At 62.6% G+C, this 15552-nt stretch carries 14 protein-coding genes; 6 read left to right on the top strand and 8 right to left on the bottom strand.

The window, feature by feature from the left end:
* Window positions 1–30 precede the first annotated feature (30 nt).
* Window positions 31–1434 (top strand): FAD-dependent oxidoreductase, encoded by a 1404-nt coding sequence (locus tag ACILSE_RS04810; protein WP_395716221.1) that lies wholly within the window; start codon window positions 31–33, stop codon window positions 1432–1434.
* A gap of 5 nt (window positions 1435–1439) precedes the next feature.
* Here the strand turns inward: ACILSE_RS04810 and ACILSE_RS04805 are convergent, their stop codons facing one another.
* The gene (locus ACILSE_RS04805) at window positions 1440–2264 is read right to left on the bottom strand and encodes an amidohydrolase family protein (RefSeq protein WP_395716220.1); all 825 of its coding nucleotides are present in this window, start codon (window positions 2262–2264) and stop codon (window positions 1440–1442) included.
* Between the two features lie 89 nt (window positions 2265–2353).
* On the opposite strand from ACILSE_RS04805, the gene ACILSE_RS04800 reads away from it, so the two are divergent.
* Complete coding sequence (locus ACILSE_RS04800) at window positions 2354–2680, top strand: DUF4339 domain-containing protein (protein ID WP_395716219.1); 327 nt, start codon at window positions 2354–2356, stop codon at window positions 2678–2680.
* A 3-nt stretch (window positions 2681–2683) separates the two neighbouring features.
* Here ACILSE_RS04800 and ACILSE_RS04795 read toward each other — a convergent pair whose 3' ends face one another.
* A complete protein-coding gene (locus tag ACILSE_RS04795; protein WP_395716218.1) occupies window positions 2684–3469 on the bottom strand; it encodes an amidohydrolase family protein in 786 nt (261 codons plus the stop codon).
* 78 nt (window positions 3470–3547) lie between these two features.
* On the opposite strand from ACILSE_RS04795, the gene ACILSE_RS04790 reads away from it, so the two are divergent.
* Entirely contained in the window at window positions 3548–4948 is a 1401-nt protein-coding gene (locus ACILSE_RS04790; protein WP_395716217.1) for an enolase C-terminal domain-like protein, read from the top strand.
* On the opposite strand, the gene ACILSE_RS04785 is transcribed toward ACILSE_RS04790, so the two are convergent.
* The 5 genes from ACILSE_RS04785 to ACILSE_RS04765 form a co-directional block, all read right to left on the bottom strand.
* Complete coding sequence (locus ACILSE_RS04785) at window positions 4926–5711, bottom strand: cyclic nucleotide-binding domain-containing protein (protein WP_395716216.1); 786 nt, start codon at window positions 5709–5711, stop codon at window positions 4926–4928. The genes ACILSE_RS04790 and ACILSE_RS04785 overlap by 23 nt on opposite strands.
* 56 nt (window positions 5712–5767) lie before the next feature.
* Window positions 5768–6415: a DUF1080 domain-containing protein gene (locus ACILSE_RS04780; RefSeq protein ID WP_395716215.1), complete on the bottom strand. Its 648-nt coding sequence runs from the start codon at window positions 6413–6415 to the stop codon at window positions 5768–5770.
* Window positions 6415–7827, bottom strand: coding sequence for a PQQ-binding-like beta-propeller repeat protein (locus ACILSE_RS04775; protein WP_395716214.1), 1413 nt, complete (start codon window positions 7825–7827; stop codon window positions 6415–6417). The genes ACILSE_RS04780 and ACILSE_RS04775 overlap by 1 nt, the downstream gene beginning before the upstream one ends.
* Before the next feature lie 74 nt (window positions 7828–7901).
* Window positions 7902–9569: a TIGR03790 family protein gene (locus ACILSE_RS04770; protein WP_395716213.1), complete on the bottom strand. Its 1668-nt coding sequence runs from the start codon at window positions 9567–9569 to the stop codon at window positions 7902–7904.
* 35 nt (window positions 9570–9604) lie between these two features.
* Window positions 9605–10393, bottom strand: coding sequence for an MBL fold metallo-hydrolase (locus ACILSE_RS04765; RefSeq protein ID WP_395716212.1), 789 nt, complete (start codon window positions 10391–10393; stop codon window positions 9605–9607).
* 152 nt (window positions 10394–10545) lie between these two features.
* Here ACILSE_RS04765 and ACILSE_RS04760 point away from each other — a divergent pair, with 152 nt between their 5' ends.
* Window positions 10546–11286 carry a hypothetical protein gene (locus tag ACILSE_RS04760; protein ID WP_395716211.1) on the top strand — a complete coding sequence of 247 codons (741 nt, stop codon included), beginning with the start codon at window positions 10546–10548 and terminating at the stop codon, window positions 11284–11286.
* Window positions 11287–11371: 85 nt separating this feature from the next.
* Here ACILSE_RS04760 and ACILSE_RS04755 read toward each other — a convergent pair whose 3' ends face one another.
* Window positions 11372–12577, bottom strand: coding sequence for a homoserine O-acetyltransferase (locus ACILSE_RS04755; protein ID WP_395716210.1), 1206 nt, complete (start codon window positions 12575–12577; stop codon window positions 11372–11374).
* 177 nt (window positions 12578–12754) lie between these two features.
* Here ACILSE_RS04755 and ACILSE_RS04750 point away from each other — a divergent pair, with 177 nt between their 5' ends.
* Both ACILSE_RS04750 and ACILSE_RS04745 read left to right on the top strand, forming a co-directional pair.
* Window positions 12755–13693 (top strand): polymer-forming cytoskeletal protein, encoded by a 939-nt coding sequence (locus tag ACILSE_RS04750; protein WP_395716209.1) that lies wholly within the window; start codon window positions 12755–12757, stop codon window positions 13691–13693.
* Between the two features lie 49 nt (window positions 13694–13742).
* Window positions 13743–15524 carry a hypothetical protein gene (locus ACILSE_RS04745; protein WP_395716208.1) on the top strand — a complete coding sequence of 594 codons (1782 nt, stop codon included), beginning with the start codon at window positions 13743–13745 and terminating at the stop codon, window positions 15522–15524.
* The last annotated feature ends 28 nt before the right edge of the window (window positions 15525–15552 follow it).

Genomic DNA, 15552 nt, shown 5'->3' with positions numbered 1-15552 from the left:
TTCTGAATTCGGATTTCGTCATTTTCCCGCATGCGCCCCATCACCCACTCCATCGCCGTCCTGGGCGGAGGCATCTCCGGCCTCACCTGCGCCCTCCGCCTCGCCCAGGAGGGGAAATGCGTGACGCTCATCGAAGGCTCCGACCAGCTTGGCGGTCTCGGCACCTTCTTTGATCACGACGGACGCATGTTTGAAAAATTCTACCACTGCATGCTGCCCAGCGACGGGCCGCTGCTGCGAGTGCTGGAGACACTCGGCATCCGCGATGACGTGTACTGGAAGCCCACCACCTTCGCGTATGCGCATCAGGGCAGGTTTTTTCCGCTCAACACAGCGCTCGATCTGCTGAAGTTCGCGCCGCTACGTTTTCTCGACCGCATCCGTGTCGGCATCACCGGATTGTACGGCCGCCTCGTCTCCGCCAAGGGGTTGGACGACGTCACCACCGTGAAATGGCTCACCAGACTCAGCGGAACTCGTGCGTTCGCGAAATTCTGGCAGCCGATGCTCGAGGCGAAATTCGGAGACCGCTACCATGATGTGCCCGCGCTCTGGTTCTGGACTCGATTCAACCGCGAGAAGGGCGAATCAAAAGGCGAGTGCAAAGGCTACATCAAAGGCGGCTACAAGCACATCACCGACACCTTCGCCCGCGTCTTGCGCGGCCACGGCGGCACCATACGGCTCAAAACCGCCGTGCGGCAGATGGATTTGGACGACGAAGGCCGCGTTGCGATCACCACCGATGCCAGCGTCGAAAAATTCGACCAGGTCGTCGTCACCCTGCCAACGCCGCAGGTCGAAAAGCTCATCGGGCCCGCCATGCGCCGTGAGATGCCAGCGCTCGACACCTCCACTGATTACCAGGGCGTCATCAACTGCCTTCTTTTCCTCAAGAAGCCGCTCACGCCGCACTACTGGGTCGCCACGCCGGAGAGCGAGCATCCCTTCGATGGTGTCGTCGAGACCTCCACGCTCACCGACACCGCCGACCGTGGCAAACGTCACGTCGTTTATCTCACCAAATATCTCCATCGCGATGACGAGCGCTTCGCCGCGAGCGACGACTGCATCCGCGCCTACTGGATTCCCGCGTTGAAAAACCTCTTCCCGCAGCTCCAGGACGAGGACATTGAAACCTCCTTCGTCTTCCGTGCTCCGTTCGTCGAGCCGATCTACAAGCTCGGCCAGATGAAGCTGCGTCCGCCGGAGGAACTGGTCGCAAACAAGGTCTATCTCGCCAACACCGCGCAGGTCTATCCCGTCGTCACCTCCTGGAACGGCAGCGTGACTCAGGCCGAGCGCACGCTGGAGGTCATGGGGATCGCCAAAGAGACCGTCCAGGCACCCGTCGGCTCGCGCACAGCGGAATTGAAGCTGTCAAAGCCGCGTTCAGTGGCGCAACCACTGCGTCCGGCGGCGGTGAAGGTTTGACCCGGTCAGGACAGCAGTCTCTCCACGTTCAATCCTTGAATCGCATGCCTCTGTGAATCATCCAGCGCCGACTCCCGCATCTTCAGGAGCGCGGATTCCCAGTAGAACACAGGCGCGAAGGATCCAAATACGAGACGCTCCACAGGCCACGTTTTGAGCAGGTTCTCCACGCCGCCCACGCCTTCGATCATCGCGAAGTCGAGCCACACATTCGGGCAGTCCTGCAAATGCCGGAGTACCATCGCCGCGTTCACGTTGAGGAGCATCACACGTGCCTCCTTCATCTCGCGCATGATGCCAGCGAGCGGGGCGAGATCAACAGGCGCTGCCTGCACACGCGGGTGCTGCGTGCGCTCGTCCTCCATTTGGACGACGATTTGCACCAAGAGCCTATGTTTCGCCGCCAGGGCCAGCAATTCGCGAAAAGCCGCCGTTTCGAGCGTGTAGCTGTGATAATTCGGATGCAGACGTATCACACGCATGCCGTGGACTTCGTCGCAGCGCTTCACATCATCCTGCCATTCAGGCAAAGCCAGATTCACCGTGCCGCAGGGGCGGAAGAGCGTGTTCCTGCATTTTTCGGCCAGAGCACGATTCACCTCAGCAACGTCACGGCGCAACAGCCCTTCAAACGCGCCAGCCCAGGCTTCGGTGACACCGCGTTGTAGCAGCGATTGCGCGAATTTCCCCGCATCCTCGGCTTCAAACTGCCGGAACGGGCTGGAACCGAGGTAAACATGGCAGTCGGTGAGTTTCGCGACATCAGCGGCATGAAGCGACGATGCCGCACACGCGGCAGAAGAGATCCTGATGAAGTTCCGTCGGTTCATGCGGCCATCCTGACTGATCAGGTCGCCGGTGAAAAGCATTTCCTCATCTCTTGCGCAGAACAGATGGGCGCGTAGCCTCCGCGCCAACAATGAACTGGTACATCAACAACGCCGGAGCCGCCGAAGGGCCGAAGGATGACGCCGCGATGGCGGAGTTGATCCGTGACAAGAAGTTGTCGATGGATTCTCTCATCTGGCATGCCGGGCTTGAAGCCTGGCAGACGGTCGCGCAGCTCTCGCCCGCGTGGCTGGGCGGAACGGCGAAGCCTGTGGTCGAGAAAAAGGAGGCTGTGGAAAAGAAGGACTCTGGAGTCCGCCGTCTGGCAGGCCCGAAGGTACCCACCGCCGAGGCGGCCGGTGAAAAGTCCGGCGGTTTCCTCAAGCGCTTGTTCGGCTTCGGGAAGAAAAAGGAATGATCTTCACGCGTGGATGCCTTTTACCTTCAAGATGGGAAGCATCAGACCGCGCAGGTTGTCGCAGAGGATTTTTTGTTTGTCCGCGTCGCTGATCTGCGCGCCGTGCACTTTCGCGAGCTGGCTGGCGAAGCTGCGGCCGCCGCAGTCGCTGCCGTAGATCACGCGATCCGCGCCGAGCTCGCGCACGGCCATTTCGGTGAAGCCGGCGGTGGGGTCGGAGCCGGCGAGATCGGCGTAGAGGTCGGTTTGCGCACGGATCGCGCGGATTCCCAGCTCCCAGTTGCCGCCGGTGTGGCCGCAGATGATCGGCACGTCGGGAAACCGTTTCGCCAATGCCACGAGATCGTCGGGAGTCGATTCACCGTTGTAATTGCCGTTCGTTTTGAACCAGGTGTGCTGGAAGATGACCGCCTTAAGCTCCGCGGCACGGCGGATGATCGCGTCGATGGCCGGGACCGTGCAGCGTTCCGCCACCCAGAGCTTCACGCCCACCATCGGCCCGTTGGCCACGCAGCGTTCGAGCTCGGCCAGGCTTTCCTGCGGATGTTTGGCGCTGAGATAGACAAAACCGAAGGTGCGATCCGGAAATTTCGCCACAGCGCGCATCGCCTCGTCATTCTGTTTCACCAAATCGTCCGGCGTGGGGTCCTGCGACCACTTCATGCCCATGTAAACACACAGCCGCTCGATGCCCATGCGGTCGGCATAGACGAGCAGCGCTCTCATGCGCTCCTCCGGCGTGAGGCCGGGGACGCCGGAAAGATGACAATGCAGATCCCAGATGCGCATGCCCTCAAGTGAAGCGGGCACTCCTGCCCGCCACAAGGTTTTCTTTGCGGGCAGGAGTGCCCGCTTCACCATGAGTTCATGTTCCCGACCAAGCCCACTGATGTCCGAGTCACCGCCGCCGAAGTGTTTTTCCTGCCCGTGACGATGCGGGTGCCGCTGAAGTTCGGCCCGGAGACCGTGACGAGCGCGGTTTGCCTGCGCGTGCATGTGACCGTGGCGGATCGAAATGGCAAAACGGCGCAAGGCTGGGGCGAGACGCCGCTGAGCGTGTCGTGGGTGTGGCCGAGCACGTTGAGCGTGGCCGTGCGCACGCAGCGCATGAAGGATTTTTCCACGCTGCTGGCCACTCGGCTGGTGGAGAGCGGCTTCTCCGGGCATCCGATGGAGATCGGCCAGGACTTCATGCACGGCCCGCTGGCGGCGACGCTGAAGGAAGCCAACGAGCAGGCCGGTGGCGACGCGATGCCCTACCTCGGCTCGCTCGTGGCCTTCAGCGCCTTCGACATCGCGGTGCACGACGCCTTCGGCGTGCTGCACGGACGCGACATTTACACGACTTACAACGCGGACTTCATGAGCCGCGACCTCTCCGCCTTCATCACGCCCGAGGACGGCAGCGGCATCAGTTTCGCCGGGCGCTATCCGCAGGACTTCCTCGTGATGGAAGCGCCGAAGCAACTGCCCGTTTGGCATCTCGTCGGTGGTGTGGACGCGTTGGAGGCGTCTGATCTGACCGGTAGCGAGCCAAAGGACGAACATCCGCTGCTGCTGGCCGACTGGATCAAACGCGACGGCCTGAAGTGTCTCAAGGTGAAGCTGCGCGGCACGGACGCCGCGTGGGACTACGAGCGCATGGTGCGCGTGGGCCGCATCTGCTTCGCCGGCGGCGTGAGATGGCTGAGCGCCGACTTCAACTGCACGGTGAAGGAGCCGGCGTATGTGAACGACATCCTCGACCGCCTGCTGCGCGACGAGCCGGAGATTTATGCGCGCACGCTCTATGTGGAGCAGCCCTTCCCGTATGATCTGGAGGCGCATCAGATCGATGTGCGCAGTGTTTCCGCCCGCAAGCCGCTCTTCCTCGATGAAAGCGCGCACGACTGGGAGTTTGTGCGTCTCGGCCGTCGTCTCGGCTGGTCCGGCGTGGCCTTGAAGACCTGCAAGACGCAAACCGGTGCGCTACTGAGCCTCTGCTGGGCCAAGGCGCACGGCATGCCGCTCATGGTGCAGGATTTGACGAATCCGATGCTCGCCATGATCCCGCACGTTCGACTCGCCGCGCACGCGGGCACCATCCAGGGTGTGGAATGCAATGCGATGCAGTTTTATCCCGACGCGTCATTGCCCGAGCAGGAGATTCATCCCGGCCTCTTCCAGCGCCGCAATGGCATCATCGACCTCAGCACGCTCAAAGGTCCGGGCTTCGGCTATAGGGCGGATGAGGTGAAACGTGCGCTCAGCCCAGCTCCTCAATCGTGATCGTGAAGCGGTGGGGGCTGTCGGCGTTGCCGAGGGTGATGGTGTTTTCGCCGACCTTGAGCGGGCTTGAGATGAGCCCGCTGTCCACGGAAACCTGGACGCCGTTGACCCAGGAGCCGAGCTTGCTGCCACGGTCGCGCAGGATGAAGTGGCCGTGCTCGAAGTCGATCTCGCAGTGGTTGCGGGAGAGCTGGTAGGGATGGTGCTCCTCGATGGAGAGGTCGTTGCGGGCAAGCGCTGAGGTGGCGGTGTCGAAGTAGGCGCGGCCGATGCGGAAGGGTAGCTTGGTGATCGTTTTTTCCACCGGCTCGTGGTCGAGACCGGTCTGGTCGTAGTGCGAGCGCAGTTTCACGCGGAAGACGGCCTCCTTCGCGGGCTGGGGCTTCGGCCTCGGGTTCAGCGGCACGGTGGCGTTCGTGCTGGTGGTGAGCAGCAGGTCGGTCTTGCGAATGCGCTCGAAAAGGGTGGCGAGATAGACGTGGAGGCGGTCGGGGCGCTGGATGATCTGCTGCTCGAACTCGGTCTCGGCCACAGTCTCCACGGTTGTATTCTCGAGCGCCGTGGCGCTGGCGGAGCGAGGGCGGTCCATGATCATGCCCATCTCGCCGAAGATTTCGCCGGGGCCGATCTTGGCGAGCGATTGCACGCCATGGGAGGTGTTGATGGTGATCTCGACGAGCCCAGTGACGATGAAGTAAGCCTCCTGGGATTTGTCGCCCTCACGGAAAATGACCTGCCCGCGTGTGAAATGTTCGGTTGCCATGCGGGCGGAGAGTACCGGGTGCCTCTGTGAGGTCAAGCCTGAGGTCGAGGACTTGCTCACAGCCGGCGGACCACCACACCTCGGATGCGGGCCTGCGTGGCATAGGTGGTGAAGCCGAAGGGCGCGCATTTTTCGATCTCGCCGGGCCGCAGCCCGAGTTTATGGCCCTTGGTGCTCACATTGACGAAGAGCTTGTCATTGATCCACACGCGCAGGTCGTCGTCCCGCACCTCGACGCGGACGTGGTGCCACTCGTTGTTTTTGAAGAAGGCGTTGCCGGTGGTGGTGTTCTCGCTGGCATCCATGTCGTCGATGCTGGAGATGCCGACCAGCGTGCCGCCCCAGCCGCCAATGACGAGGGAGACATGCGTGTCGTTCACGGGAAAGGTCACGGTGCCGAAGAAGTCGTTCCCCTCGACGCGCATGGCTTCAAACTCGATGGCGTAGCGTGTGCGCGGCAGTTTCGCGGCCTCCCAGGCCTCAAATCGGGCGCCGGTCATCGGCCGGCCGACGTGCAGCGTGATTTCGCCCTTTTCGACGGTCACACCCCCTTCTTCGTCGATGCCGGCGGCTTTCCACGCGGGCGCAAACTCAGCCGTGAGCAGCTTCCACTCGCCACGCGGCGGCGGGCCGCATTGGGTGAGGACAAAAAAGAGGCAGAGCCCAGCGGCCCTGCCTCCGAAGCGTGTGATGACGCGGCGCATCAGCCCTTGATGTCGTAGCAGGAGATGCACTCCTGGTCGCGCAGGTAGAGCTTGCCGCCGGCGACGACGGGGTGGACCCAGATCTTGCCCTTGGGATTGCGCTGGGAGGACTGGGCTTCGAGTTTGAAGCTGCCCTTCTGCTCCCAGCCTTTGTCGGAGACCTTCACGAGCGCCACGGTGCCGGTGTCCTCGGAGAGGCAGATGAGATGGCCGTCTGCGGAGGTGACGGCGCCTTTGCCGATGCCGCGGTCCTGCCACACGACCTCGCCGGTCTTGAAGTCCTGGCAGGTCCAGCCGCCCTTGTCGGAGTGGCCGTAAAGCTTGCCGTCGATGAGAATGACGCCGCCGTGGTGATTGACCATGTTGGTGTTGGAATAGACCTCCTCAGCGCTGCTGGAGCCGATCTTGATCGACTTGCAGCCGACGCCGTAACCGGCGGCTACGTAAACCTGGCCGTCCTTGTAGACCGGCGTGGGAATGACGGCGGTCTTGCCGGGGAAGTCGGCCTTCCAGAGCACTTTGCCGTCGGTGGAGACGCCGAGGATGCTGCTCATGAGGAGCTGCACATACTGGCGTTTGCCGTCGTGGTTGATCGGGATGATGGAGGAGTACTGCGCGTTCTCGGTGACATCACTGGTCTGCCATTTCACTTTGCCGGTCTTCACATCGAGCGCGGCGATGGCACCCTGGTCGCCGCCGGGGGTGACGATGACGAGATCGCCATCGACGAGCGGGGATTCGGTGTAGCCCCAGCTCTGGAGCTTGCCGCCGAGATCTTTCGTGAGGCTGACGCTCCATTCCTTTTTGCCGGTGGCCGCGTCGGCGCAGAGAAGGTCGCCATTGCCGCCGATGGCGAAGACTTTTCCTCCTGCGACGGTGGGCGTGCTGCGCGGACCGTCACCCCAGCCGTTTTTGTAAATGGCGCCGACGGGGGCGTCCCAGAGCTTTTTGCCGCTGGCGGCGTCGAGGCAGATGAGCTTCTCCTCCGCGTCGTAGAGTCCCATGGTGTAAAGCTTGCCACCGACGACGGAGAAACCGGAGTAGCCGAGACCGCCGTCCTCGTTCACCCACACCCGCTTCGGGCCGTCGGAGGGCCACTCTTTTATGAGGCCGGTCTCGGGGGAGATGTCATCGCGGTTCGGGCCTCGCCACTGCGGCCAGTCGCCCGCTGCCGCGCCTCCACCGGAAGATGATCCGCCGCCGAGCAGCGCCTGGTCGGCCTTGCTCAGGCTGGCGACCGGCAGGGTGACGGTCGTGCCGTTCTCGCGTTTCAGAGTGACCTTGCCTCCCTGCACGCCGACGAGCTCGGCTTTGATTTCATGCGCTCCGGAGGCGTCCTTCCAGACGCGGAGTTCAGCCTGCGCGGCGATGGCGAGGCAGAGTGACAAAAATGCGGTGATGGTGTGTTTCATGGTCTGTGTGGGAGGAATGTGCGAACCGGATCAAAACGGAGCATACGCGGCTCCTTTTAGCGTGAACAGCTTTTTTAGCCGCCCATCTCCTTCAGCAGCGCCTCGATGGCGGGTAGTGACGGCTGGCTTTTGAAGACGTCATCCTCCCGCATCTGCCGCAGCAGCTTGCGTGCGGCATCGGCCTTGCCGTCACGGCGGAGGATCTCGGCACGGTACAAGCGCAGTCGCAGCAGGTCCGCCATCTCGCGGGTCATGGTCTCGGCGTGCTCGAGCAGGTCGAGCGCCTCGGGATGTTTTGACTGCAGCGCGGAAAGCAACGCGGTGAGCTCCAGCAGGCGGGGACTCTGGCGTTTCACTGCGAGCTCGGCGATGGCGTTCTTGATGCGCGCATCGGTGTCCGCCGCCATGCGCTGCAGCATGCCCTGATACAGCGTGTAGTCACGATCTGCTCCTTCGCCGAGCTTTGCGCCGATGCCTTTGGCAAAAGGACGGTACAAAGGATCGCCGAGCACGACGTTCATCCAGGAGAGCGCGGGCGTGGCGTTCCAGGCGGCCTCGCCGACGGTGAAGCCTTCGAGCAGGCGCTTGTTGAACACGTCGAAATGCAGCGTGAGCGACAGGAACGGCTCGAACACATTCCCAAACGTCACCGCCGCGCCTTTCGCCAGCAGCGGGCCAGCCCACGCCTTCTCATGCGAACGGATGATGCTGGCGCTGAAGGAATGCAGGTGGCAGGCGATGGCGCCGCGCTTGAAGCGGAACGCGGGCGATGCCAGCGCGCCGGTGATGTGGTCGGTGTACCATCCGAAATAGAGGATTGTTTCAGGCAGCGGCCAGGCATCAGGCAGCACGTTCGCGGAGCGGTCGATGTAAACGGGGATGCCAGCCTGTTTGAAGGTGTCCGAGCTGCGTTTCAGCCAGTCCTCGCCCTCCTGATACGCGCCGCTTTTTTGCGCCAGGTCGACCACCGCGCGGCCGAGCAGCCCGGATTGCTCCACGGCGACCGCGTCGTCGATCATTCGCCGCACCGTGGCATCGTCAGGACCGTCGAGCCTGCCGACCAGCAGTAGTCCGGTGACGCACTGCGCGTGCGGAAAACGGGCCTGCTGGTCGAAATACGGATTGCGCATGCCGCCTTTGACCGGTGGTGAGTTGAGTCCGAGCGTGGTGAGCTCTGAATCGACGCTGGCCTCGTCCTCCTCGCTCTGTTTCGGATTCTGTGCGTCGCGGCGGATTTGAAACGGCACGCCGCGCATCAACACGAGCACGCGCACTGTCGGCACGATGGCGGCGGGAGCGCGGATGCCGTCTCCGGTGAGTGTTTTGCCCGTTGCGGGCGGCTGCGTCATCCACCAGCCCTTGCTTTGAAAGGTTTGCAGCAGCGGCAGGCGCAACTGCTCCTCAAACTCCTTTCTCGACATCGAATCCTCCTGCGAACAGCGCAGGCCGAGGACGCGCTCCTTCGGAATGCGGCGCTTCTCGGCATAATGAGCCGCGAGTTCGGCCGAGCCGGGAAACGCAGGGTTGAAAACGACCGCGGTTTCCGCGGCGGCGTCCCAGTCGGCCACGAGCTGCGCGTGTGCCGGGTGGCTCAGGATGATGAGCGAAAAGATGGTGAAAAAATGACGAATGAGGAATGGCGAATAACGAACGAATGACGAAGCCGCAATGCCGAAACGTGGATGTCGAACATTCGCCAGGCTTTTGATCTCGGGTTTCGTCATTCGGAGTTCCTTCCTCATTCGTTATTGATTCGCTTCGCTCGGCTCTGGTTTCATCATTCTCCCGCCCATTCCAGTTTGAGCCCGTCGTACGCGATGTTCACGCCAGGCGGGAGCTTCGGATCTTCCACCGCATGCATGATCTCGCACTGGATGTGCGTGAACCACGTCTGGCGCGGGCGGATTTCACGCTGTACGGCCAGGGATTCCTCGAAACTCATGTGCGTGGGATGCGGCGTGTGGCGCAGCGCGTCGATGATGAGCGTGTCCACGCCGTGCAACGCTTCCATCGTCCGCGGCAGCAGCGTCTTGCAGTCCGGGATGTAGGCGCAGAGCTTTTTGCCGCCGCGTTCGAACAGGTAGCCGATGGTGTCCACCTTGCCATGCTGCACGGGCAGCGGAGTGACCTTCGTCTCGCCGAGATGAAACGGTCCGTGGATCGGCTTTGGAAACGGCTTCAGGTAGCCGCGGTAACGGTTCTCGCCGTTGAAGGCGTAGTTGAACATGCGCTCCAGCACCGCGAGGCACTCCGGCGTGCCGTAAACCGGCATGAAATGATCGATTTCAACCGTGAAACGTCGCAGCTCGTCGAAGCCGGTCAGATGATCCATGTGCGGGTGCGTGAAGATTGCCGAGTCGATCTTGCGGATGTTCTCGCGCAGGCACTGCGTGCGAAAATCCGGCCCCGTGTCCACCACCCACGCCATCTCCGGCGTGCGGATGTAAACCGAGCAGCGCAGCCGCTTGTCCTTCGGATCCGGGCTGCGGCACACCGCGCAATCACACCCGATCACCGGAATGCCGACCGATGTGCCGGTGCCGAGGAAGGTGAGCTGCATGGACATGTTGGGGTTCAAAGGCGTCCCCGCAGTGTTAGCGACGATTTGAAACTTGCACAGCAGGAGATGCCGCGAAATGAAGCTGCCGCATGCTTGCCCCGGCGAGCACGGCATTATCTGGACGTTCCCCCGCCGTTGTGGACAGGCCAAGTTTTCCCATGAGCGACTTCTTCAACCCCTATGCCCCGCCTGCGGCGGAGATCGTTGTCCAGCCTGGAGATCCGCTCCGAACCGGCGTCATCATGTCGCGAGCGTGGCGCATTTTCCACGAGCGGTTCATGCAGATCGCGGTCACGGTCATGCTCATCTGGGTTCCCTGCGAGCTGCTGAGCTGTTACATGGATGCCTTTGTCTTCGGCGAGGATGATCTCCGCAAGTCTTTCAAATTTGCCCAGCTCCTCGAAAACTTCTTCGGCATCATCGCCACCGCCGGGGTGATCCATGTGGCGCTGCATCACGGCTCGGGTACTCCGGTCAGCATCGGTCAGGCGTTCATTGCAGGTTTGAAGGCATGGCCCCGGATGTGGTGGACGCGCTTCCTCACCGGCCTGCTGCTCATCCTTTCCTTCCTCCTGCTGGTGGTGCCGTTTTTCTATCTTTATCCCAGGCTGGTGCTGGTGGACAGCGTGGTCATATGCGAGCGCCTGTCCGGCAACGCCGCCATGAGCCGCTGCCAACAGCTCACCCAGGGCCGCTACTGGCAGGTCGCGGGTCTTCTGCTCATACTGATGCTCATTGTCGGCGTTCCCATCGTCCTGCTCGCTGTTCTGTCAGTCCTCGAGATCATGCCAGATTTCTGGATCGTGGACGCCGCCTTTGGTGTCGTTATCGACATCACCGCTGCCTACGGAACCGTGTGCTTTTTCTGCATGTATGAGGCGCTCTCCAAAAAAGCATGAGCAGCCTGCAGGGAATGATGCGCGGAAGCTCGTCGGCGCGGGTTTGGGCGGCGAGCCGGCATCAGCTCCATAGCATCGCGCGCCGTCACTCCACTTCCTGCACCGGGCGATCCACCGAGCCCTTGTTCCATCTGCCTTCGAGCAGGAAGGACAAATGCGGAGTGTAGAGCTGCGGTTCGAGCAGGAAGGAGTCGTGGCCTTTGTCGGAGTGCACGGTGATGTGCATGTTCGAAACCTCGGCTTTTTCGAGATGGGAGACGAGCTCCGCCTGCTCCTCGGGGTAGAAGCAGAAGTCGCTGTCGATGCTGAAGACGAGGTAGTGCTGCCCGGCGGCGGCGCTGCGGGCGAAGAGCTGCTCGTAGGTCTTCACACCGGCGTCACGCAGTGGATCGTAGCGCAGCCACATGTCGGCGATGCGCAGGTAGGTGTTCGCGTCGAAGCGCTTCACGAATTTCTTCCCCTGATGCAGCATGTAGCTCTCCACATTGTGCTGCACGCGGTACCATGAGAGCGTGTCGCCGCCCTGCTTCAAATCCTGCCGGGCGCGGCGCTCGATGGCGTCGAGATGCACGAAGGTCTTGTGGCTGATCATGCGGGCGAGAGCGAGGCCGTATTCCGGTGCATCGCCGTCGTAGTAGTCGCCGCCTTTGAAATGCGGGTCGTTTTCGATGGCGAGCACCTGCTCGAACAATGTGAGCCGTGTCAAAACGGTGGTGCGGCAGCCGCTGGCGATGGGAACGACGAGTTTCACGCGCTCCGGATGCAACGTGGCCAGATTGATGGCCAGCAGGCCGCCGACGGACGCGCCGATCACGGCATGGAGCTTTTTAATGCCGAGGTGATCGAGCAATGCGAGCTGCGAGGCGACGACATCGCTGGTACGCACGGGCGGAAAGCTGCTGCCGTAGGGATTGCCCGTCTCCGGGTTGATCGAAGCCGGGCCGGTGGTGCCGTAGCAGCCGCCGAGGTAGTTCGCGCAGATGATGAAGTAGCGATTCGTATCCAACGCCTTGTCCGGGCCGATGAAAAGATCCCACCAGCCCTGATGGATGTCCTCCGTCCAGCGCTCGTCGGTGTGCGGCACCGCCGTGTTCAGGCCGGCGGCGTGCTGGCTGCCGGAAAGGGCGTGAAACAGAAGAATGGCGTTCGATTTGCTGGTGTTCAGCCTGCCGTAGGTCTCGTAGGCGACCGTGATGCCGGGCAGCTTGTCACCGGAGGCAAACACGAACGGCTTCTTCGCGCTGCCGGTCTGAAAAAATTGGGTTTCCTGTGTTTTGGCCGCTTTCGACATGAGGCGCGGAAGAAACAGGGTTTTGCAGATGCGGCAAGCTGGAACACCATGACGACCGTGGCAGGAGAAGCGGGATGATGGAGTATTGGAGAAATGGAGTGTTGGGGACCGGCGCGAATGTGCTTTGGTACATTTGCCCATAACTCCACTGCTCCATCATTCCACTCTGCACGTCCGATGCTCGACCCGTTCGCCACCCTCGAAGAAGCCGGCTTCTCCCTCCGGCGCGGCGGTGGCGTGGACCGGCTGGCCGGATGGTCGCCTGAACTGATCGCCAGCCTCGACTGGGCGCGGCTCTCTGAGCTGGCGCGTGCCATCGCCGCCGCAGGCGGCTGCGAGCTGGCCGGTTCACGCGTGATGCCGGACGGTGCGGTGCATTTCGGCATGATCGAGCAGCCGAAGTCATCAAAACCTCGCCGTGCGATGGTGAAAATCGTGCCGTGGAACGAATGGGGTGCCACGCCGGAGACGGTGCGGCGTTTCGATCAGGAGGTGCGCACAGCGCGCGACACCCGGGGCATCCTGATCGCGCCCGCGGGTTTCAGTCCCGCCGCATTGCGCACGGCACAGGAGCTTCGCATCGAGGCGGTGGATGCGGCAGCGCTCGACGCCGCCGTGCGAGCGTTGCCGGGGGACAAGAGCGACTTTCTCTTCGTCGTGACGACGGCAGGAGACTTTTCCACGCCGAGCTGTCCCGTGTGCATGAAAAAACTCACCCGCGTGGAGCAGGAAACCCAAGCCTTGCTCTCGCGAACCATCGACACGGACGGACTCATCGCCGATGTGGTCGTGTGCGACCGGCTGGAGGTCGTCTCCGGCTGCGAGGTGACATTTCTCCACGAGGTGAAGGCGCGCGCCATCACCATCTACGGCCAGGCGACGGGAGATTTCGTCTGCGAGGGGCCGGTGACGCTCGAACCAGGCGGCACGCTATCCGGCACCGTCGCGGCCCGCTCTCTGGTCGTGCGCGATGGTGGCGAGCTGCTCGGCCAGTTCCGCATCCTGGAGGGTGAGCTGGGCTCCTTTGTGAAGCCGGCGGTGCGCTGGCAGTGGCGCTGCGCCAACACCAGCGGCCAACGGCTTTGCGCCTCGGTGAGCTTCGAGCCGCACGAGTGAGACGAGATCGTTCTTGGCACGCGCGGGCAGATTGTGGAATGTAACACGCATGTCTCCCAACTCCTCCGGCCCCGGCGCATTGCTACGACTGGTGTTTTACGCCGCCGCCCTCGTGATGGCCCTGCTGCATGTCTTTGTGACATTCCGCGGTCTGGGCAGCGCGGAGGGCATGGACCAGGCGCAGCTCGCCCGGCAGATCGCTCGCACGGGATCTTATCAAACACGTGCCATCCAGCCCTATGCGTGGAGCCAGGTCGAGGCCGCGAAAAAAAACGTCACTCCGCTCGCCATGCCGGAGACGGTGCAGCCGCCGCTGCAGCCGCTGCTATGGTCGCTCGCCTTTCGTTTCATGAAGCCATGGCAGGTCTATGATCCCGTGGAAGGCAGCGCGGTCTTCATGCTCGACCGCGTGATCGCCTGCTTCGGCGCCGCCTGGTATTTGCTGACGATTTTTTTCACACACGGGGCCGCCAGACGGCTGTTTGACGAGCAGGTCGCCGCCATCACCGCCATCGCGCTGCTTGTGTGCGAGCCTGCGTGGCAGATCATGGTCAGCGGCGCGCCTCGTGCGATGCTGCTGCCGCTCTTCGCGCTCGCATTCCGCCTGTATGCCTCGGCGGCGGGCCGTGCGGCGGACAATCGCGGCATTTTCGTGCCTCTCACACTGCTGGGGCTGGTCTGCATGCTCATGCTGCTCACGCATTGGATGGCGCTGTGGATCGTGCTGGGCATTCTCGTCGGCGTGGCGGCTTTTTTGCCGCGTGGAAAGGCGGGCGTGCTCGTCGTGGCGTTTTTTCCGGTGCTGGCTCTCGTTGCCTGGGGCTGGTGGAATGTGCAGCTTTGCGGAGATCCTCTTGGAGGCATCAAGGCGATATTCCAGGCCCAATCCTCCGCCGTCGCGCATGATTCGCTGCTGCGTGACTTCACACCCGCCGTGCCGCTGCTCCAGGTGGACGACCTGCTGCGTCGCATCGGTCTGGGCTGGCAGGAGCAGATCGGCGGCATCCACGCGCATCTCGGCCACGTCGTGCCGGCGCTTCTCTTTTTCATAGCGCTCATCCATCGTTTCCGGAAGGCGGACGCCGCGGCGGCGCGTTGGATGCTGGCGGCTGTTTTTGCATGCGTCGCGCTCGGCATGGGCCTGCTCGGCCTCGTGGACAAGGAAAACGACGACAACGCCCTCTACATCGTGCTCATGCCAGCGATGAGCGCCTTTGGATCGGCCATGCTCGTCATCCTCTGGTCGCGGTTTCAAACTGCCGACGCCTTCAATTTCATGTCGCGCTGGGGCGCGGCGCTGGCCGCTCTCATCATCACCGCGCTGCCGTTGGCGGTGAACCTGCCCGTGTTGATGAAGTTCGGCCTCACCATGGGCGGCAAGATCCCGCCACACTGGCCGCCCTTCCTGCCCGAGCGCGCCTTCCTACTGCGCCTGCTCGTGGAGCGCGATGAGTTCCTCATCTCAGACTCGCCCGCCTTCGTCGCGTGGTATGCCGACGTGCCCTGCGTGAATCTTTGCACCCAGCGCGCGGATTACGAGGTCATGAAAGCCAGGGCGGAGGAGCGTGGCGCGAAACTGGCCGGTTTCATCATGACGCCCGTCTCCGCGAAGGTGGAGCGCATCGCCGATGTTTACACCGGGCCCTACTCCGAATGGCGCGATCTCATCATTCGCGGCCCCATGCTTGCCTTCGACAAAGACTTCCTCCCTCATCCCGACTTCCCCTACAAGGTGCCCGTCCCGCTCGTCGGCCAACCCGTCGGCGACAAGGAAAACCTCAGCCTGCCGATGGTCTTCTACACCGACAAGGCACGCACGATCCGGAAGTAGCGAGAGGTTCCGACTCAGCCTTCATTTC

Source organism: Prosthecobacter sp. (assembly GCF_044236155.1).
In the GTDB taxonomy this organism is placed as follows: Bacteria; Verrucomicrobiota; Verrucomicrobiia; order Verrucomicrobiales; family Verrucomicrobiaceae; genus Prosthecobacter.
The sequence above is the reverse complement of the archived record's forward strand: the minus strand, read 5'-3'. Positions and strand labels throughout refer to the sequence as shown.